This window comes from Pseudogracilibacillus sp. SE30717A, assembly GCF_037071985.1.
Taxonomy (GTDB): domain Bacteria; phylum Bacillota; class Bacilli; order Bacillales; family Amphibacillaceae; genus Pseudogracilibacillus.
The window spans coordinates 176663-199244 of record NZ_JAXHDF010000003.1 but is presented as its reverse complement, the minus strand read 5'-3'; the positions used below and the strand labels follow the sequence as shown (position 1 = coordinate 199244).

The window sequence follows — 22582 nt, the reverse complement described above, 5'->3', positions numbered from 1 at the left end:
TAATGTATTATTTATCTTTTCCATAACCGTTACCTATAATTTCTTTTCAATCTTCCTTATAAGTCACATGCTTTTACTAAATTGTTGCGGCGTATATCCAGTGTATTTTTTAAACGATATGCTGAAATACTGAGGATTTGTATATCCAATCGCATCTGCTACCTGATATGATTTCGCGTCTTGTTTGCGTAATAACTCCATCGCTCTTTTCATCCTAAGTTCTAACAGATAATCAGTAAAATTTACGCCCTTTTCCATTTTAAATAAGTTACTTAAGTAGGGTGCACTAACATAAATTGCACTCGCTACTTTTTGTTGAGTTAAAGTAGGATCATCGTAATGTTCATTTATATAAGTAATTGCTTTATCTACAATTGTATGGTGATTTTTTGCAATCGTCCGGGACATCGCTTCTGCCCACTCATCAATAAGATGATGTAAATGATCCATTACGTCTGTCAAAGATTGAAAATGAATGATTTGTTCATAATGATCTACATTACTCGTCAAATTGCGGTCGTCTTGTTTCCACTTTTTAATTTCATAACTTAATAATGTACTGAATTTTAAAGCAAAAAGCCTTGTTTCTTGAAGAGGAACATTTTTATACGTTCTGAACGCTGTATTGATCTGTTCAAGTTTCTCTTGCGCCTTTTTAGGTAGACCTTTTTTAATATGTTTTTCAAGTTTATTCTCAAGCTCTTTGAACATATTTTCTTCATTTAAGCTTCCAGAAACTGTATCATCAATTGAATAAACATGATCGGTTCCCATAATATGCCGCATCTCCATTGCTAATTTTGATTCGATATAAGCAGTGACAATCTCGAATAGATTTCGATACGTTCTGCCAATAGTTATTGTGACAGATGTATTCAATTCATTCTTTACAAGGGATAAAAGCTGGCTTGCTATTCGCTCCTTTTGATTTTCACACTTTTCATCTAGCGATAAAAACAATGCCATTTCATTTCTTTCCCCGTTAATTAACTGTCCATTTAGTGTACCAAGTATAGGTGAAATAAGATGATGGAGCAGCCGCTTCTGTTCTGTCTCTACCTTTATATCATTCTCGTTTATATGAATGAGCAAAACAGTGTAATAGGGACCGAGTAACTCGATTCCTAAATCCGTTAATTCAGACTCAACATCAATCTCTTCATGTATTTCCGGTTCTTGCGTTAATTTATGTAAAAACTTTTGCTGAAGCAACGGTAAGGATTCTTCAACTTTTTTTTCTTTGCGCATTTCTAACTCCCATTCGGCTGCAGCATTAGAAGCTTTTTCAATCAATTCCTCCACATTTACCGGTTTTAATAAATAATCATATGCTTGAAGTTTAACCGCTTGTTTTGCGTAGTTGAAGTCTTCATAACCGGTTAAGAAAATAATTTTTGTATGTGGACTTGTCTCTTTAACTAACTTAGCCATGTCCAGTCCATTCATAAATGGCATATTAATATCAGAAACAACAACTTGAGGTTGTACTTCATTTATTAGTTCAACGGCAACTTCACCATTACTCGCCTCTCCTGCCACAACAAATCCATGTTGCTCCCACGGTGCCTTACATAAACTCCGACGTATAATCCTGTCATCTTCAACAATAATGACTTTATGCATAGTCGCTGTTCCCCTCTTTTACTTTAGGAATGATGATAGTAATTTTAGTCTTATATTCGTCACTTTCAATTGATAATCCATATTCTCTGCCATAATAACTTTTAATTCGTTCATTGACACTTCTTAAACCAATTCCTATATATTGCTTTCTTCGTTCTTCAAAAGGTGCTCGTAATTCTTCTTTAATTTTTACTAACTTTTCTGAATCAATGCCTGATCCATTATCTTCGACTTCCAGATAAATGAGATTCTTTTTTTCATAGACACGTACATCAATATAACCTTGACCTCGTTTTTGTTTTACTCCATGATAGATCGCATTTTCAATTAAAGGTTGTAATGTCAGTTTGATCATATCAAAGTAATTCAACTCTTCTTCTAAATCTATTTGATACGTGAAATCATCCCCATACCGCATTTCCATAATAAACAAATAGTTTTTGATATGGTCAATTTCTTCTTTAACAGAAATAATTTCATTACCTTTACTAATACTAATTCGGAAAAAACTTGAAAGTGCGCTCACCATTCTACTTGCATCTTCATTCATTCCCATATCACATAATCCTTTTATTGAATGAAGTGTATTATATAAAAAATGTGGATTAATTTGCGCCTGAATAATCGCCACTTCCAATTTCCTTTTTTCTTCTTGTTCTAACTTAACTTGATCTAGTAATTTACGATTTCTAGCAATTAATTTATCAAAACTCTTATACAGAATCCTCATTTCATCAGGAACCGCCAATCCTTTCACTGGAACAAGATTATTCTGCTCTACTGTCGTCATTTGATGGGCAAGCTTCTCAATTGGTTTGGAAATATACTTACCGACAAAGTTCACGAGAAAGGTTGCAATTAAAATGATAAATAGGACAAACAGAATGGTGAAATATTTAATATAATTTATTTTTTGTAACATTTCACGTTCTGGAACTACTGCTGCAACTTTCCATTTATTAACCCCAATTGTATGATAAATGACAATCATTTGTTCTCCTTGAGAATTTTCAAAAGTGAATTGTCCCTCTTTATTTTCCATATCACTTAAATAGGTTAAAGTAGATGGATCTAACCGATACGGTTTATCAACATGTTTAGATTCAAAGCTTCCATCTGGACTAATTAGTGTCAAATATCCACTTTTTCCAATAAGTGATTTATTTAGAACCTCTTCAAAAAATGAGGTTCGTAAATTAAATACAATAATTCCATTGGATGGCGAAGTCTCGTTTCCAATCAGTTTAAAAACGCTTAGTACATCGCCTCCATTAGCATAAATCTCATTTGGATGTATATTTCGCCAATAAAATTGTTCTTTACTATCTGAATACTCCTGATAATAATCCTCATAGGAAAATGATCGATCTACTATAAGATCTGCACTTTGAGAAAACGTATAATTCCCATGGTCGATATCAACATAAATAGATTCAATGATAGAATTATATCGATAATAAATCGCTTTCAAATCTTCATCCATTTGGATATACATTTTAGGACTTATATCTTCTTTTAATGAAAAAGATGTAATATCTGGATCATTCGACAAAGTGACTAATTGCTGGAAAACATCTGTTAATAAGAATTCTAAGTAATTATTTGTTTGTAAAACGGTATCATTTACATTTGTGTATGTATTTTCCTCAATTTGTTTAACTGCCAAAAAATACGATACAATTCCTGTAATCGATACGAAAAGGATAATCAAAGAAATGTAGAGCACATTGATCGTTGATTTAAATGAGAATAATAGATTTCTTTGGATGACATCCTTTAATTTTCTGCCAAAGGACATGTGAATTTCTCCTGTTCGTATATGAAATCCAGAAGAATAAACTTCCTCTACATAAAACGACTGCTTAAAAGAGGTATCCGTTTCTTTACGGGAAATTTTTCATTATGGTACCTAAAGCGAAAGAGGTGCCTTTGAATCAACATCTTTCCTTTATAAATGAGATTCTTCTGCAACTCTATTTTAGCATTTTTCAACAGAAGACTCCCTCTTCATTCACATATTTAGACTCTATCAAATTAGTCTACTGGAAAAGATTTTAATGAACACCATTAATCTAGGTCATAAACAGCCATACATGCGAGGACAAATGCTCCCATTCCATGTAAATCATTTTCGGAAGTCGAACGTTCCACATAATAATCGTATACTCCAGCCGAAGTTCCAATACAGATACCGCTTAATATTAATGTCGATTCTTGGACGTCAACCATATGCTCAAACAGCCCATTATACGCTTTCGTGACGATTTGTTTATATTCGTTTTCATCAATATAGCCCACTTTTATTGCTTTCGCCATCGTATATACAAACAGAGCCGAACTAGAAGATTCTAACCAGTTATCTTTTCGGTCACCTTTGTCTATTATTTGGTACCATAGACCGGATACCTCATCCTGCTGTTTAGCAACTGCTGGTATGAAGTTTTGCAAAGAAGTAATCAATTCTTGACGTCCTTCAATTCTCTCATCTAAATTATCTAAAATATCGATTAATGCTGTTCCATACCAACCAACTGAACGTCCCCAAAATTCAGGAGAACATCCTGTTTCTTTGTCTGCCCATGGTTGCTCTCTTTTCTCATCCCACGCATGGTATAATAAGCCTGTTTCTTCGTCTGTCATATGTTTACGCATCAGTTTTTCTTGATAAAGAACTGCATGAGCAAGTTCGGGTTCATTAAAATGATCTCCATACATTAAAGAAAACGGTCCAGCCATATATAGACCATCTAGCCACATTTGGTATGGATATTTATCTTTATGCCAATATCCGCCTTCTGATGTTTTATTAATGGTGTTTAATAAATGACGAAGCTTAGTAGCTGCAATTAAATACTTTTTATCATTCGTTGCTTCATACAATGGAAACAATAAAATTCCTACTTGAATAGAATCTAGCTCGTCACGTGCAAAATAAAAATTTCCTTCATCATCAATTAAATTATCTATATATGCTTTCGTATATTCAAAATATTCTTCTTTTCCTGTTGCTTCCCAAACTCGGAGCATCCCATATAAAAATACACCTTGATGGTAATGCCATCTGTTTCCAGGCGGTAATTCCTCAGGCGTATACGTGTCCATAATTGCTTGGCACGCCTTTTCTGCCATCAGTAATGGATCATGTTTTACACTATTAACCATACGTTTTAAAATTCCCCTCTCTATTAGTTTGAAATGAATCGTACAACTGTTTCGATACCTCGAATTTTCAATTTCGTAGTGGATGAAACTGTGCATTAACTTTAGAAAGTAATTACCTTACCGCTACGGAAATAAGTTTCGCTTTCACCACGGGCATAAGAGCGACATCTGTTCGAGCTGCGCTTACGCTTGTTTTCACAGTGTCTCCTTTACCATGGGCGGCTGTTGAGCCTCCTTGTGCTACGCACTGTGTAGTCTCATCTAGGACTATGCTCCCATAGGAGTCTCCACATATTTCCTCCGCTGGGATGATAATAATAGTATGATGTATGTTTCAATTTTTCTGTTGGTTGTTTGTAGCGAGGGCCATTGACTCCTGTGGGAACAGCACGTGTCCGAAGACTCCGCAGAGTGTTTTTCTCAAGGAGGCTGAGGCCGTGCCCACGGAAAGCAATGGTCTGTAGCAGAATACAACCTAGTAGTTACTGTTCAGTCTACGTATTCTGTTTCAAAGCTATTAGTTTTCAATAGCCGAGTTGTTTGCAATCCCAAATCTTATAGAAAATAGTTTAATCTTTAAATGCTTCCTGATATTTGGCCTCGGATTTTTCCATTTCTTCTGCCCATGAATCAAGGAATTCTTGAACAGTCATCTCACCACTTAATACTGCCTGTGTACCGGAATCAACCACATTATCAAGAATAGAACGATAGTCCGGTAGATAGAATGGCGGTTTGTATAGAATTGTTTCAGGATTATCATACACTTCAAAAGCTGTCTTTATATGTGGTGCTTCTTTAATCCAATCCATTTCTAAAACATCTGAGTTTGTAGGAATTTGACCAACTTGCTCATTCCAGTAACTTTGACTTTCAGCCGAGTTAATAAATTCAACAAATTTCCATGCAGCATCTGGGTGTTTTGTAGAATTGAAAATTGACATATTAATCGTGTTGCCACCTTCCGCTACGTACTTTCCATCAGCTGTTTTTGGAAGTGGAATTGCTTCGAACTGATCGGATTCAAGTGCTTTATTATGCTCTCCAAATGATCCAATATTGTGATGAACCATTGCTACAACACCAGTATCAAATCCAGCGATCATTTCTTTATAATCGTTCGTTATATCACTTTCAGGAGTAGCCGTTTTATATAAATCAAAATATGTTTCTAAAAACTCCACGTTTTCCGGATCATTAATTACAGCGTTTCCATCTGCATCAAAGTAGTCTTCAAATCCTGAATAAGCGAACATTAAACGTTGCAATTGAAAAGATCCACCTGCTCCACCACGAATCGTATAACCATAACGATCATCTGTCGTCATATCATTAGCTGCTGCAAAAAAGTCATCCCAAGTTTCTGGTACTTTTACTCCTTCTTCTTCAAACCAATCTGAACGAATCCAAATAATATCTAAGTTTTGTGTGTATGGAATCCCATAAAGACCACCATCTTGAACGATATCTTTGTTAAACTCGATAGCGCCCGTATTAATCAGATCTTTTAACGTAGAATCCGCTAAATAATCATCAAGTGGAAGTAATGCTTCACGAATAGCGAACTCTGGCAACCAACTCGTTTGTACGGATGCAACGTCAGGCATATCGTCCGCTGCAATAGATGTATCCAATTTTGATTTTGCGGAGTCTTTCGGTAAACCAACATATTCTACTTTTATATTCGGGTTTTCTTCTTCAAATCTCTCTATAAGTTCTTCCCAAATCGGTGTCCGTTGAGGTCCTGCGTTTTCATCCCAAAAGGTAATCTTTGCATTACCATCTCCTGAACTCTCGTCTTTATTACTAGTAGATGTGTCGTCGTTTCCACCACCACAAGCAGCTAGAATACCGCCAAGCATCAACATAAGTAATAGTCCAACACGTAATAATTTTTTTGACATTCTCTTCTTCCTCCCTCAATCTCTAGTAAATCTATTTAAAATAATTAAAACCACTGTTTAAAGGCCGGCATCTATCCTTTAATTGCCCCACCCATTCCGCTAACCAAATGTTTCTGAGCATAAGCAAATAAAAGTATTGCTGGTACTAAAGCAATCACACTACCCGCAGCCAAAGCGCCGTAATTGACGTTAAATTCACTCATCATAAAACTTAATCCAACCGGCAGTGTAAATTTCGCTTGTTGATTCGTGAGCATTAACGCAAGTAAGAATTCATTCCATGTATAGATAAAAGTGAAGATCCCACAAGCGACTATTCCCGGCAGTAATAATGGTAAGATAACATGCCGCAATGCTTGAAGCTTTGAACATCCATCAATGGCAGCTGCTTCTTCTAATTCTTTCGGTATATTTCCAATAAATCCACTCATTAATACAGTTGTAAAGGGTATCTCAACCGCCGTATATGTAATGATGAGAGATAACGGATGACTTATTAATCCAAGATTTTTAAAGATGATAAATAACGGAATAACTAACATTGCTCTCGGAATAAATTGTGTGCTTAATAACATTAATAAAAAGAAACGTTTTCCCTTAAAATTATATCTACTTAACGCATAGCCAGATAAAGTAGACAAAATAATGACAATAAGAACAGTAAAGAAACCAATGATTAAACTATTTTTAAAAAAAGTAGCAAATCCTACATTTTTCCATGCAACGACAAAGTTCTCAATCGTCGGTGCAGAAGGGATATATTCAAGCGGTCGTTTCACAATATCCCCTTCTTGTTTAAAAGCCGTATTAATCGTCCAATAAATAGGAAATATCGTCCAAGTAATCATTAAAGTAAGAGGAAGGTAGAGAAACATGATTTTATCTTTTTTTCGATTCATTTTAATCATTTAGTAATTAATCCTCCCTTTGATAACGAGTTATTAATAAGTAAGTCATTGCAAAGATAAACAAAATTCCAAATGAGATGACAGTTAAAGCTGCGCCATATCCAAAGTCACTGCCATGAACGGCTAAGTTTACAATATACATCGTTAAGGTCGTTGTGGAATTCGCTGGTCCACCACCTGTTAGGTTAAAGATCAAATCAACGTTATTAAATTCCCAAACGACACGTAACAACGTTGTTAATATAATCGTATTTTTTAGGTGGGGTAATGTAATTGCGATAAATTGACGCCATTTCCCTGCACCATCGACATCGGCAGCTTCGTATAACTCTTCTGGAATACTTTGTAGAGAAGCTAGCAATGTAATCGCAAAGAAAGGAATCCCTCTCCATAATTCAGCGATAATAACAGCAATAAAAGCACTGGTCGTACCTGCTAAAAACGCTTTCGGTTCACTAATAATACCTAACTTCATCAGCAAGTCATTAAACACTCCCATATGCTCGTTATACATTAACGACCACATGACGGATGCCAACACTCCTGAAATGGCCCAAGGAATAAAAGCAAGCGCTCTCACTAAACCCCTTAATTTAAATGTTTGATTTAATAGTAATGCAAAAATCATTCCAAAAACTAATTGTAAGCCAACTTCAGATACGACCCATTTCACACTGGTCCAAAGACTTCGCAAGAACATTTTATCTTCTGTGAAAATGGTTACAAAATTTTCGAAGCCAGCAAAACGGTTATAAAAAGGGGCGGAAATATCATAATGCTGGAAACTATAATAAAAAACAGTTCCAATCGGATAAAATAAAAAAGCTGCAATAATTAGAAATGAGGGCAACGTGAATAAATACGGAATCCATTTTTCACTGTTAAACTTTTTTTTAGTTTGCATATTTCTTACTTGTTGTGGTGAATCCATCATTTCTCCTCCTTCTCTATTTTTAATCATAATTGAAATCGCTTACTTTTAAAATTTAATATTTTAAGATAATTGTTTAATTTTTTAAACATATTGGTTAATTTGTGAAAAATGAGTAGAAAAGAGACGTAAATGAAGGATAAAGATGGTATCAAAAAAGGCAAGCTATTTAAAAGCTTGCCTGCAACTTTTGGTAATCTAGATAGGAAAATGTTCAAACGCCAGTATGACAGTGATTACCATACCGTGTAATACAACTTTCCCATATCAATGATAGAGAAAAACCGTATATAATTCCTAAGCCTATTTGTGAAACTATAAGCTTTAAGCTATTCAAGAATCTTTATGTTCCATTGCTTTCCAAACAGCTTGAAAAATTGTTTTGAGTGGAATTTGATGTTTTTCGGCGAGAGATTTACAGTCTTCATATTCTGGTGAGCGTTGAACGACCTTTCCATGAAGTAAGCCGAGCTTTACAGTAACTTTTCCCCATTCTGTATTAATTTTTGTATAGGTTCGTTCCATTCTATGAACGGTTAATGGATAATAACGGACTCCTAACGTTGTTGTTTCTGTAAAAAGAATCCTCTTCATTTTTTCTAGTACATTTTGCGAACAAAGTAGTTGAAGTAAAATTCCCGGTCGATTTTTTTTCATGTAAATAGGAGTATAATACACATCATTAGCGCCCGCCTCAAACAATAAATCCATCACATATCCGAGCACCTCTCCAGAAATATCATCCAAATTAACTTCCAATTTAACCATATTAGTATCAATATGTTCTTCATCTGGCGGCAAATGATTATTCATTCAAGTTAACTCCTTCCACTAATGATTCTGTATTCGATCCGTTCTTTTAACACATGAAATACTTGTGACCCTAAGCGAGTTAAACATAATCAACATACTTTCTTCAATAAAAAAGAAGACAGCAAATCAAAAAGTTGATTTATCTAAATACGGGAAATAATATACTAGTATAACGTTTTTAGCAAAATATAAGCCAGTTCAACCTCTATATGACTTGCTATCGGCGGGCAAGTTTATCAATTAATACAGCGCTATATGCTCCACCAAATCCATTGTCGATATTTACGACACTTATTCCTGAGGCGCAGGAATTAAGCATCGTTAATAAAGCGGATAGACCTTGAAAACTTGCACCATAACCAATACTTGTTGGAACCGCAATTACCGGGTGTGCAACAAGTCCTCCCACAACACTTGGCAACGCGCCTTCCATCCCGGCAACAACGATGGAAACATTCGCTTGTTTAATCTCATCCATTTGATCAAATAAACGATGAATACCAGCAACTCCTACATCATAAAATCTCCGTACTTCACTTCCCATTACCTCTGCAGTGATTGCAGCTTCTTCGGCAACTGGCAAATCGGAGGTACCCGCACAAAGAACAGCAATATAGCTTCCTGTCGGCACTGGCTGTTTTTCTTTTTTATAAAATACTAGTCGGCTTGTCTCATCATAAATAAATTCTGGATGCTTCTCTAAGATCGCTTCCGCTTTTTCTTTATCTATCCGAGTAATGAGGACATTATTGTCTTTAGCTTTGATTGCTTCCATGATTCGAACAATCTGCTCGGCCGTTTTTCCTTCCCCATAAATGACTTCAGGGAATCCAGTCCGTTGTTCACGATGATGGTCTACTTTAGCAAAACCTAAATTTTCATACGTCGCAAGTTTTTCTTTCGCTTGTTCAATCGTTAATTCGCCTCGTTGAACTTGCTTTAAAATATCTTCCATCATCGTCCCGCCTTTACTCATTCAGTAAAATATTTTGCCAAATCATTTCCGATCGCTTCATATTTCTTATAAATCTCTTTGTATATAGCATGATTTTTCATATTTGGTTCAATCACTTGTTCTTTAGGCAAATTTTGCTTGATTTCTTCAAAAGAGTCAACTTTTTGGATTGCAACTAATGCTGTCCAGGCTGCTCCCCATGCAGCATTATGATGTGTGTCAGAAACATAAACTGATTGTCCAAACACATCTGCTAAAATCTGAACCCATAAAGGAGAACGAGTCAATCCACCGTTCACACTAATTTTAGTTGGCTTCCCTGCTAACGATTCAAGTGTTTGACCAATTTGATATATATTAAACGTGATGCCTTCTAGCACGCTTCGAACAAGATGTTCTTTTTTATGCACCATCGTGAGACCAAAAAAGTTTCCTTTCGCCCGCTGGTTCCATAGAGGAGCACGTTCTCCATTCACATAAGGATGGAAAAATATCCCCTCAGCTCCTGGTGAAATTTTTTCTGCCCCAGCTAATAATTCATCATGGCTTCCTTCAAATTCGAGCAAGTCTTTAACCCATTGAAGGGCGATTCCGCCATTATTCGTCGGACCTCCGACAATAGATAATTCTTCAGAAAAAGCGTATGTGAATGTTTCTTGATTTGAATCAATTGGTGTCCCTTGAACAAATTGACGAATTGCTCCACTCGTACCAGCTGAAATAGCAACTTCTCCCGGAGATATAGCACCACTACCGAGATTTGCCAATTGTCCATCTGCGGAACCGATAACAAAGGGAACCTCCTCCGTAAAACCTATTTCTTTTTGAATGATTGGATCCATCTCTGTTAACATTTCAGTCGGTGATACAATCGTAGAAAGCTGGTCTTTCGTCACTCCGGTAAGCGAGAGTGTCTCTTCATCCCAGTCCAATGTTTTCAAATTCAGCATTCCAGTCGCCGAAGCCATCGCAAAATCCACAATGCGTTTACCGAACCACTTCTCTATTAAAAATTCTTTCATTGACATGAAATAAGTTGCTTTTTTATACGGCTCATACGCTGTTTCTTTCATCCATAATAACTTTGTAAATGGTGACATCGGATGAATTGGCGTTCCCGTTCTTGCGTGAATGTTTTTTTCATCTGAAGTACGAAGTTCCTCCGCCTGATTGCTTGCTCTCCCATCTGCCCAAATAAGCATTGGGGATATGGCTTCCATATTGTCATCTACGCAGATAATTGAATGCATTGCGCAAGAGATTCCTACTGCAAGCAATTCACCAGGTGAAATTTTTGCGCTAGATAGAATATTTTTTAACACTTTTACAGCGCCACGTTCAATTTCAAACGGGTCTTGTTCTACCCAACCAGGCTGTGGATAATTAGATGATATCATCCGTTCCTCTTCATTAACGACATCACCTGCTAAATTAAATAGGACCGCTTTGACACTCGTTGTTCCTAGATCAAGTCCGATGACTAGTTCTCTTCCCATCGTAATCTTCCTTTACTATGAAATACTTGAATAGATTGTCTGTGTTGAAAATCGATGAATAGGATTGCATTTTTAGCATGTATGTTACTTCACGATAAAACTACATTTTCAATTGGATGGGAGCGTAGCACCTTCTGTATCAATTTTAGTTTAGAAGGCCAAGGGAAAAATATTTTTATCAAAGAAAAGACGAACGATGATAGCTTCGAAAATATACTTCGCTTAACTAACATATTGTTCGTCCTTTCAGTTGCTAGTTTTATTTATTTCCCAACCTCATGGGTTAATCGTCATTTTTCTTAAACCCTTAGGAAAAGACTAAATCAACAATTTTCAACTCTCAAAAAAGTATTCTTTAGATGGTCATGTTTCCAAAACCACCGTCAACACGTATAAATGTACCTGTAACAAATCCAGATGCTTTATCAGACGCTAAGTAAACAGCTGCACCTTGCAGTTCTTCTGGTTTACCGAAACGATTCATCGGCGTATGGCCCATAATAGAAGCAATTCGTTCTTCACTTAAAATTTTACGGTTTTGTTCAGCCGGGAAAAATCCAGGAATGATAGCATTTACACGAATACCATTTGGCGCAAATTCTCTGGCTAAAAATTGGGTTACACTGTTAACACCTGCTTTTGAAGCTGAATACGTAAATACACGTGAAAGTGGTGTCGTCGAAGATACCGATGAAATATTAATAATGCTCCCTTTTCTTTCGTGCTCAATCATCTTTTCAGCAAAAATCTGTGTCGTAAACACAAGACCTTTCAAGTTTACATCCATAATATTGTCCCATTCTTCTTGTGTAAGCTCAAAAAATGGAGTTGAACTATTCATTCCAGGTGCATTAAGTAAAATATCCCAACCACCTGCCCAAGCTTCAATTTCTTTTGCAGCATTTTCAATTGTCTCAAGCTCACTCACATCCCCTTGGAATGCTTTTGCCTCTCCACCATTTTCATTAATTTCCTGAGCTACTTCTTCTGCTTTTTCCATATTACGCCCAAGTATCGCAATTTTCGCCCCATGTTCTGCAAAGCCCTTTGCAATCGAGCTGCCGAGCACACTATTTCCACCGACTGCTACAGCAACTTTTCCAGTTAAATCAAATAATTTACTCATTTCTTCTGTCCCCTTCTATTTTGCAAAATTTCCATGCTTATCAAATTCAATTTCATCTGGATCAGAAATTAATTCCAAATTCGGATGCTCTTTCACATGTTCCAATAGATTTTCTGATACTTCAATTTCACTAATTTCAAGTGTATTTTTAATACGGACATAGTTTACCTTTGTAAAATCTAAAATATTACATGTCTTAATTGCTGCTTGTAAACATAACTTATCATTTAACAAAGTGGTTGCAATTTTTGTCGGTGCAACAACTGTTGAAGTCAGACCGTTCGCATAGGTTACTTCCCTATCCATTTTGTCAACGAGACGCTGAGTCGTAAAGTCCGCCGTTCCTACTCCGTTTGCGTTCCCTTCTGTTTCTTTTGTTAAATCAAGGACTGCCATTTTCGTTACGTTCGGACCACCATGAGCATATGGTGTCGGATAACGCCCAGTAATATTTGGATCCATTCCATCCCCGCTAATATTTTTCCCGATTTCATCAATGATAAGAACATCGATTTGATCAAAAAACAATTTTGGAAGCAAACTTTTCGCTAACTTCTGAAGTTCAATTTCTTTTTCCTCAATTTCATCAGGTGTCATGACAGCAACTTTAGCCACTTTATCAAATGCATTTTCTACTGTCGCAACCGCAAATAAAATTGGCATTTTTTCGATCGTCATTTTTGCCATTGCCGGTACATGTTCAGCCATATACTTAAACCCAAGCTGATGGCATGCTTCCGCCCCTTTTTGTTTACCAAGTCCGATACTGATCATCTTCATAATCCCGCTTTCAACTGGACCACGAAATGCAGTATGTGGTTTTACTCGGTTTAATACAACGATCCCATCTGCTTCAGAGGCGATTTTGTCAATATATACAGGGAGTCCATTTGGTAGTTCTCCAAGTTTTATTACTTCCATTGACGAACGAATTTCTGCATTAACCGCTTCTTCAGTCACACCTAAATGTTCAAGAACAGCACGCTGGCCTTCTGCCGTTGCACCGCCATGACTCCCCATGCTTGGAACGATAAATGGCTTTGCACCTAACTCCTGCAAAAATTTAACTGTCACAGCCGTCTTTTCAACGAGCTTATCTACTCCTCGGCTGCCAACAGCAATGGCGATCTCCATCCCCGGTTTCACTGTTGCCTTAATTTTTTCCTGATTGAGTTCCTTCTCTAATACCGCTCCAAAGTCTTCAATATGTGTTGGATCAAAATTCTGCTTTACTTTCGCCGTTTTTGGGATCGGGATATCCTTTAATAACTCTTCTAAAATACTCAATTCACATTCACTCCCATCTTTAGTATTTTTGTGACATATATGTGCATTTCGTTAACTTGAGATTCTTATGATAAAACATTAGAAACCTTATTTAATTCACAAACCTCATTCTAGGCAGTAGTTTATTAAAGTCATCTCTCACGTTACGTTCTATCATTTATCAATCAGTCAATTTCGCCAATGACGGCACGAAGGACATTTGGATGGTTAGGAAACGTTTTTGTTCCAGCACCATAACCGATTGATGTAATGGTCATTGCCGGCAATGTGCCAAATTCACTCGTTAATACCGCTACAATTGCAGCTCCAGTTGGGGTAGTAAGTTCCGCTTTTAATTCACTTTTTGCTATTGGGATTCCTTTTAACACTTCAAGCGTTGCAGGAGCAGGAACCGGGTAAATCCCATGATCAATATGAATTTTCCCTGATCCAGTTGGTACCGGAGATGAAATGACCCTTTCTATCCCAAGCTGATCAATTAAAATTGCAGTCCCAATAATATCGATGATCGAGTCGACTGCGCCAACTTCATGAAATTGTACATCTTCCAATGGCATGCCGTGAATATGGCCTTCTGCTTCACCTATTATCTTAAAAATATCAAGTGCTATTTTTTCAATGTTGCTGGAAAACTCAGCTTCTTGTATCATTTTAACAATATCTTTGTACGCACGGTGGTCGTGATCATGAGAATGAGCGTGTGAATGATCACCATGACTATGACCATGATGGTGTTCATGCAAATGCTCCTCGTGAGCGTGTCCATGATCATGTGCGTGCCCATGATCGTGATCATGTTTATGAGGCGGATGTGCATGTTCCTCATGACCATTTGCACTTTCTTTCAAGATAACATCAAACTTACTGCTTGTAATTCCATTTTTATTTACTTTGTCTAACTTCAGTTCATATTCATCTTCCATCCCAAGTTTCTGTAATTCTTTTTTCAAATGATCAAAATCACCACCAGCATCAAGTAATGCACCGATAGTCATATCACCACTGATTCCAGAAAAACAATCTAAATAAAGAACCTTCATTATAGGACACCTCCCTATCTAGTAGGAGAACTCCCCATCAACAGGGAGTTCTTCTTATTTTTTAAAACCAGTTCGTATGGAAGACGCCTTCTTTATCCTTGCGTTCGTACGTATGAGCGCCGAAATAGTCACGCTGTGCCTGAATTAAATTTGCAGACAAGTCCGCTGTCCGATAACTGTCATAATAAGAGATAGCACTAGCAAATGCTGGAACCGCAATGCCATGCTTCATTGCAACAGAAACAACGTCACGTAGTGCATATTGGTACTCCTCAACAATTCCTTTAAAATAAGGATCTAGTAATAAGTTCGGCAAATCAGCTTCTCGATCGTATGCATCTTTAATTTTTTGTAAAAATTGCGCTCGAATAATACAACCACCACGCCAAATCATCGCGATTTCACCATATTGTAATTTCCAGTCATTTTCTTCAGATTGAGCACGCATTTGAGCAAATCCTTGTGCATATGAACATATTTTACTCATATACAATGCTTTTCGAATCACTTCAATGAATTCTTTTTTATCTCCTTCAAATGGTACATGCTCTGGACCACTTAACATTTTACTCGCTTTTACTCGCTCATCTTTCAGTGCTGAAATACAACGAGCAAATACAGATTCCGTGATTAATGGAAGTGGTACGCCTAAGTCAAGCGCATTAATACTTGTCCACTTACCAGTACCTTTTTGACCAGCTTTATCTAAAATCACTTCTACTAACGGCTGACCAGTTTCTTCATCTATTTTTGTAAATATATCAGCAGTAATTTCTATTAAATAGCTGTCAAGTTCTCCTTTATTCCAGTCTGTAAATACGTTATGCATTTCATTCGCATCTAAATCGAGTCCATGCTTTAAAATAGAATATGCTTCTGCAATCAATTGCATATCCCCATATTCAATTCCATTGTGCACCATTTTCACATAATGGCCAGCACCACTTGGCCCGATATACGTACTGCAAGGTTCCCCGTCGACTTTTGCTGCAATCGCATTAAAAATCGGTTCTACTAAATCATATGCCTCTTTTTGACCGCCCGGCATGATGGAAGGTCCATTTAATGCACCTTCTTCTCCTCCCGAAACTCCTGTTCCGATAAAATGGATTCCTGCTTCTGATAAAGCTTCGTTACGACGGATCGTATCTGTGAACAATGTGTTTCCACCGTCAATTAAAATATCTCCTTTATCCAGATAAGGCTGTAAAGATGCAATTGTCGCATCTGTGGCCGCACCTGCCTGAACCATTAATAAAATTTTCCGAGGTTTTTCAAGCGACTCAACAAATTCTTCAATACTATACGCACCGACAAAATTTCGATCTTTTGCTTCATTCTTTAAAAACTCTTCCGTACGTGACGCTGTACGATTATATACCGAAACTGAGTAGCCTCTCGATTCGATATTCATTGCTAAATTTTTCCCCATTACTGCAAGACCAATTACACCAATTTGTTGTTTTGACATTGTGGTTCCCTCTCTCGCCTAATAATTTAATCGTAGAAAAACTGGCATTGATTTAAACATTGATCAGTTGTTAGTAGGAAAGTTTATCCTTCCCTAAATACTAAAATACCGTTTTGCATTTTCATAGCAAATATTTCGGACATATTTTTCTAAAAGTTCCATATCTTTTGGCACTTTATGTTCTTCAACCCATGTTCCTAGTAAATTACACAAAATTCTTCTGAAGTACTCATGTCTTGTAAAAGATAGAAAACTTCTGGAGTCTGTCAGCATCCCAATAAAGTTACTGATTAGCCCAATATTTGCAAGAGTTTTCATCTGATCTTCCATACCATCAATCGTGTCATTGAACCACCAAGCAGTACCGAATTGCACTTTACCTGGCACTTCATCACTTTGGAAATTTCCTGCCATTGAAGCTAATACATCATAATCTTTTGCATTTAGACTATAAAGAATTGTTTTCGGCAGTTTGTCATTTTCGGATAATGCTCCTAAGAAATTGCTCAATTTATCTGCGATTAGTAAGTCGCCAATCGAATCAAATCCAGTATCCGGTCCAAGCAATTTAAACATCCGTTTATTATTGTTACGAATCGCTCCTAAATGCAGTTGCATTGCCCATCCTTTTTCAGCATATAATTCACCGAGAAATAGCAATGTATAAGTTTTAAACTTTTCTATTTCTACTTCAGATAACGGTTCACCATTCAGTCGTTTAGTAAAGATTTTTTCAACTTCTTCTTTTCTTGCTTCTTTATAAAAAAACACATCAAGACCGTGGTCCGAACTTTTACATCCATGCTCATCAAAATAGTTTACTCGTTTTTCGAAAGCAGTTAAAAATGCATCATAATTTTCAATTGAAGAATCCGTCACTTCTCCCAACTTTTCCACCCAAGGTAAGAACTCTTCCCGTTCAATAAACAAACCTTTATCTGGACGGAAGGAAGGAGATACCGTTATATCAAATCCTTCTTCTTTGAGTGCAATATGATGTTCCAAACTATCGGTCGGATCATCCGTCGTTCCCACAAACTCCACCTTATCCTTTTTCAACAATGAACGAACAGATAATTCTGGAGTTTGCAATTTACGATTTGTCTCTTCCCATATTGCTGGCGCAGACTTTTCATCCAATAATTCATCGATATCAAAATAACGAAGTAATTCAAGATGAGTCCAGTGATAAAGTGGATTTCCAAAAGTGTTTGGTACCGTTTCCGCCCACTTCATAAATTTTTCATAGCCACTCTTATTTCCAGTTATGTAATCTTCATGTATGCCATTTGCACGCATTGCTCGCCATTTATAATGGTCTCCGCCAAGCCATATATCGGCAATATCATCAAACTTTTTATCTTGTAAAATCTCATCTTGTTTTAAATGGTTATGATAGTCAATAATCGGCAAATCTTTTGCTGTATTATGATATAATTCTTTTGCTGTTTCATTGTATAGTAAAAAATCATCTGTAATAAATGTTTTCATAATCGGTTTGACATCCTCTCTTATGTAAAAACCTGAGGTTGGGACATAAGTATTTTTTATTATAGAAAAGACGAATGATACTGGAGGTATGATAGCTTCGGAAATATACTTCGCTTTCCTCGGGCACGGCCTCAGCTTCTGTAGCTCCTCGTTTTCGAGTCGCAACAGGGATCTTCGGACTCGTGCTATTCCCGTAGGAGTCTACGTATATTTCCTACGCTGAACAACATATTGTCCGCCTTTTCTGTTGCTAGTTTTATTAATGTCCCAGCCTCAACTACTTATTTTACTGCTTCTAAATGTACTTCTTTCGTTGATTCAGCCAATACTTCGTTCATGCTCCCTGTACGGTAGCCAAGCAAATCCATGGACACATAAGAAAAACCAAGCTCCATCAACGCCTTATGAATTTGTTCATGGTATTCCAAAAGTTTAATCATATCATCACGATTTACTTCAATACGAGCAACGTCCCCGTGGTGACGAACACGTACGTGGGAAATGCCAAGTTCAGTAATAAAAATTTCAGCCCGATTTACTTGCTCAATTTTTTCTTTACTTAATGGTGTACCATACGGTATACGTGAAGCCAAGCTGCATGAGGCAGGTTTATTCCAGACAGGAACCCCTATTGCTTTAGAAATTTCACGAACTTCATTTTTGTAAATTCCTGCTTCCTGTAACACACTACGAGCGCCTTCTTCCGTTCTAGCCCGCAGTCCAGGTCGAAAGTCATCCATGTCATCCATAATCATTCCATCAAGTACATAAGGGTAATCCAACTCTTTTGCCACTTCTTTTAAATGAGAATAAAGCATTTTTTTACTGTGGTACCAACTATCCGGATTATTTGCAACAATCAGTGGATGGTTCAACTCTTTGATCTCCGTTTCAAGTACACGGACACCCATTTTTTCGGCAAGCCTAACTGCGCCGTCAAATTCTTCTTCACGAAACAGTTCCGATTTTACAACAACAGCAAGTACATTATCGCCTAATTCCTCCTGTGCACGTTTTAATACAAGCGCACTATCTACACCACCTGAAAAAGCAACTAGTACACGACCCATTTCCCTTAAATTATCACCAAGACGACGGTTTTTTTCTCTAACTAAATCATTCATATTTCTATCCTTCCTTTCCCTATTAAGCAAAAGTAATATATCGTAACACTTTTTCTTATTCACAGTTTATAAAATGTGGACAAGAAGTGTAGTAAAGAAATTATTGAAAAGTTAACTAACGGTTTATACTATCATGTATATTTGCCCTTTTTTTCATGCATCAAATCACCTTTTACACATGCTTTTTTCACTGATCATTCCTTCTTCTCATAACACCGAATTATTGCTCTTCAACTCTGTTAAAAATTCACCCAAATAATAGTCTCGATAAATAAATAACAACCGTCACCGTAATAGCACTAAAAAGTGTAGAGAACAAGACGATCTGTGCGGCAAACTCTGGATGATTATTATATTCTTCCGCGATTACTGCACTATTAACCGAAGTCGGCATAGCAGAAGCAATAAATAAAGACTGTGCTACAATACCTTCGACCCTAAACGTATAAATGATCGCTAATGCAATCGCGGGACCAACTAATAATCGTAGTACTAAGCTATAATATACGTGACCAAGCCCAGACGTGAACCGAATAGTTGCAACTTGTGCACCGAGTGTAAAGAGCGCAAGAGAAATCATCGCATCAGCAATATAATTTGCTGGAATTAAAATAAAAGATGGGACAGCAATATTTAACATATTTAACGAAATACCGAATAACATTGCATAAAGCATCGGCATTTTAAAATAACTGAGCAATGCTTTTAATTTTCCGGTATGCACCGCCTGTAAAGAAAAGATCCCATACGAAAATAGGAAAATGTTTTGCAAGGTTAACATGATCACTTGAATCGACATCCCTAACGGATCACCGCGAAATACTAGATCATTTACAGGCACCCCATAATTTCCAGAATTAAAAAACATCACACTGTTTGTAAATGTAGTCTTTTTTCCTTTTTCAAGTCCAACCAATTTTCCAATGAATTGTGAAATAAAATATAAAATAACTACATATAAAATGAAAAAAAGCAATATATTTAAAAATAGACCCGCCGAAAACGTTGTACTATACAACTTAGCAAAGATAAATCCAGGAACAAGAAAATATATATTTAATTTTGCTAATGTTGCGATGTTTAGATGAAATTTCTTCTGAATGAAATACCCAATTGCCATAATAACAAAGATTGGTAATATAATGTTTTTTAATATGATAAATAGTTCCACCGGACAGCTTCCTTTCCAGTTACCTATTGCTATCCTATCACCCCTGCTTATTTTAACATACTAATGGGTCATCAAATAAATATATGACTAAATTCGATGGGGAAAGTTGTCTTATATAGCAGCAAATGAAGTGAAGATGCTGAATGATTAATTGCTTCTACATGCTATTTCCAAGGTTATGAGACGACTACCACCAATTTATAGCATTTCTAAAAAGTTTTAGGAGTAGTGACACAATTATCAACTATTCAAACTACTTCTTATAACATTTCCACACCTAATAAGGTTAGGTGATTATTTGATCGTTTATAAAAGTTTACAGGCAAGGACTTAAAGCTAGCCCTCACCTGCAGTGGACGCAACATTACATCCCTAATGTTTCTAAATGTTTTCCGATATGTTTAACAAGAGCATTGGTGTATTCATCTTCATGCTCATCAAGTGTTTTGAAAAATTCGTCTTTAAAGACAAAGTTACCATCTTCATCTTTCGCACTTAAAATTAGTCCATATGTTACATGAAGCAATTGGCGAGCTGCATCATCGTTCATATAATTTGGTAAATCTTTATCCTCGACATCTTCAAGCGCATCAATGCTATCAAGATCAGGAGTAACGTGATAATATTTTAATGTTTCTTCAAAATTATCTAAAGCAAACTGATGCATTCTGCTATAGAGTTCAGGGTTCGATTGCGCGATTACACGAACTGCTTCCAGCCAGTTTGTACCAGCAGTTTTAACGTGAAGAACCCCTTTCGTATACTTCGCAATAATTGGGAACACTTTAAATTTATCACTTCCTGAATGGATACTTAATTTGTAGCTAAAGTACTCAGCGATCAGTGCATGTTCACTTAACTCTTTCTCAAATTGATTTACGTCCCCAATGTAATCAATTCCTTTTTGAAACTCTCCGCAAAAACGTGGTGCAAGACTCGTAACTTTTACTCCTTTAGACGTTAACTCATTTGCAACAAAGAAGTGAGCCATAGGTGATGTAATCGTTTCTGTCTCATCAATAGAAATTTCAAAGTCAAAATCACGATCTAATTTATTAATGTACTCGTTATAGACGTGAACCATATATTTAATTGCTTCATTATATTCTAACACGTATTTTACAAGCGTCTCTTCGTCAAATGAAATAGCTAATCCATTTACATCAAATGTTTTATCCAAATATTTCTCATTATAATAATGTTGAACATCTTGAGGAAGTTTTTCATAATCAACACGGACTTCTTCTAAAGATTTGCTGTCAATCCCAGTAGGAATATAATCAGAACAATCTAACGTTAACATAGAGAACCCAAGATCCAACGCTTTTCGAATATCACTTTCCTCTTTAATATGGTCACCGTCTGCTCCGTAACCATCTTCGTATCCTTCTTGGAACACAGCGAATGCTGCTGCATCAATTAAATCTTCCATCGTTCTATTTGTCAGCGTCAATTCACGAATACTTTGCTGAGCTAGGATTGGTTTCACTTTATGACCTCTTACTGTTTCAATATGCCCCGGAGAAGCAAGTCCGAGTCGATCTCCTAGTCCAATTGTTGCAACCCTTGTTCCAAATGCTTGCGGTGCCGTATAGGCAAAATACTTATTTAAAACAAGACGGTTTTCATGCGTTAACGCACAAGCTTTCCCATTTTCACCGATCGCTTCTCCTTGTAAATCATTGTATAAAGCGCCACTTCCTGTAGCTAAAATATATTTAACTCCACTTGTTTTAACCATGAGTAAACGAACACCTTCGTGTTCTTTAAAAGATTTCTCATATACCTTTACATCAACTGAATTCGATGCTGTTTTCCCCGCTTGCAATAATTCAATTACTGGTTGTAAACTTTCCATTCAGATCCATCCTTTTCCATATAATAATTATCTTTAGAAATCAAAATAATCTTTCATCGTTAGCGTTCTCATTTTTAATGTTTTTAAAAATAACAACGTTGTTATTTCCATAATATACGATTTAGAAGGAATGTGCAAGGTATTAAGAAGGAACTATAACGTTGAAATTACTGACCATTTTTTAATAAAGCGAGTATACATAGCTCTCCTTAATACCTTGCC

At 36.5% G+C, this 22582-nt stretch carries 17 protein-coding genes; all 17 read right to left on the bottom strand.

Going from position 1 to position 22582, the window contains the following annotated elements:
- Nucleotides 1-63: 63 nt before the first annotated feature.
- Nucleotides 64-1623, bottom strand: a complete 1560-nt coding sequence (locus tag SPD48_RS06060; protein ID WP_336257190.1) for a response regulator — start codon at nt 1621-1623, stop codon at nt 64-66.
- Entirely contained in the window at nt 1616-3421 is a 1806-nt protein-coding gene (locus tag SPD48_RS06055) for a sensor histidine kinase (RefSeq protein WP_336257189.1), read from the bottom strand. Before SPD48_RS06055 ends, SPD48_RS06060 begins: the two co-directional genes overlap by 8 nt.
- A 269-nt stretch (nt 3422-3690) precedes the next feature.
- On the bottom strand, nt 3691-4785 hold the full coding sequence (locus tag SPD48_RS06050; protein ID WP_336257188.1) for a glycoside hydrolase family 88/105 protein: 1095 nt from the start codon (nt 4783-4785) through the stop codon (nt 3691-3693).
- A gap of 569 nt (nt 4786-5354) precedes the next feature.
- Nucleotides 5355-6689 carry an ABC transporter substrate-binding protein gene (locus tag SPD48_RS06045; RefSeq protein ID WP_336257187.1) on the bottom strand — a complete coding sequence of 445 codons (1335 nt, stop codon included), beginning with the start codon at nt 6687-6689 and terminating at the stop codon, nt 5355-5357.
- 71 nt (nt 6690-6760) lie between these two features.
- Entirely contained in the window at nt 6761-7597 is an 837-nt protein-coding gene (locus SPD48_RS06040; RefSeq protein WP_336257186.1) for a carbohydrate ABC transporter permease, read from the bottom strand.
- A gap of 7 nt (nt 7598-7604) precedes the next feature.
- Nucleotides 7605-8528: a carbohydrate ABC transporter permease gene (locus SPD48_RS06035; RefSeq protein WP_336257185.1), complete on the bottom strand. Its 924-nt coding sequence runs from the start codon at nt 8526-8528 to the stop codon at nt 7605-7607.
- A gap of 333 nt (nt 8529-8861) precedes the next feature.
- Nucleotides 8862-9341, bottom strand: a complete 480-nt coding sequence (gene larC, locus SPD48_RS06030) for a nickel insertion protein (protein ID WP_336257184.1) — start codon at nt 9339-9341, stop codon at nt 8862-8864.
- A gap of 217 nt (nt 9342-9558) precedes the next feature.
- Nucleotides 9559-10299 (bottom strand): nickel pincer cofactor biosynthesis protein LarB, encoded by a 741-nt coding sequence (gene larB / locus SPD48_RS06025; protein ID WP_336257183.1) that lies wholly within the window; start codon nt 10297-10299, stop codon nt 9559-9561.
- 14 nt (nt 10300-10313) lie between these two features.
- A complete protein-coding gene (locus tag SPD48_RS06020) occupies nt 10314-11792 on the bottom strand; it encodes a gluconokinase (protein WP_336257182.1) in 1479 nt (492 codons plus the stop codon).
- Between the two features lie 355 nt (nt 11793-12147).
- Nucleotides 12148-12918: an SDR family oxidoreductase gene (locus tag SPD48_RS06015; protein ID WP_336257181.1), complete on the bottom strand. Its 771-nt coding sequence runs from the start codon at nt 12916-12918 to the stop codon at nt 12148-12150.
- A gap of 15 nt (nt 12919-12933) precedes the next feature.
- Entirely contained in the window at nt 12934-14205 is a 1272-nt protein-coding gene (locus tag SPD48_RS06010; RefSeq protein ID WP_336257180.1) for a lactate racemase domain-containing protein, read from the bottom strand.
- A 164-nt stretch (nt 14206-14369) separates the two neighbouring features.
- Nucleotides 14370-15245: a LarC family nickel insertion protein gene (locus SPD48_RS06005; RefSeq protein WP_336257179.1), complete on the bottom strand. Its 876-nt coding sequence runs from the start codon at nt 15243-15245 to the stop codon at nt 14370-14372.
- A gap of 61 nt (nt 15246-15306) precedes the next feature.
- Complete coding sequence (gene gndA / locus SPD48_RS06000; protein WP_336257178.1) at nt 15307-16716, bottom strand: NADP-dependent phosphogluconate dehydrogenase; 1410 nt, start codon at nt 16714-16716, stop codon at nt 15307-15309.
- 93 nt (nt 16717-16809) lie between these two features.
- Nucleotides 16810-18207: a glucuronate isomerase gene (uxaC, locus tag SPD48_RS05995; RefSeq protein WP_336257177.1), complete on the bottom strand. Its 1398-nt coding sequence runs from the start codon at nt 18205-18207 to the stop codon at nt 16810-16812.
- 281 nt (nt 18208-18488) lie between these two features.
- Nucleotides 18489-19331: an ATP-dependent sacrificial sulfur transferase LarE gene (gene larE / locus SPD48_RS05990; protein ID WP_336257176.1), complete on the bottom strand. Its 843-nt coding sequence runs from the start codon at nt 19329-19331 to the stop codon at nt 18489-18491.
- A 247-nt stretch (nt 19332-19578) separates the two neighbouring features.
- On the bottom strand, nt 19579-20502 hold the full coding sequence (locus SPD48_RS05985; RefSeq protein ID WP_336257175.1) for an AEC family transporter: 924 nt from the start codon (nt 20500-20502) through the stop codon (nt 19579-19581).
- A gap of 364 nt (nt 20503-20866) precedes the next feature.
- Complete coding sequence (locus tag SPD48_RS05980; RefSeq protein WP_336257174.1) at nt 20867-22360, bottom strand: tagaturonate epimerase family protein; 1494 nt, start codon at nt 22358-22360, stop codon at nt 20867-20869.
- Between the last annotated feature and the right edge of the window lie 222 nt (nt 22361-22582).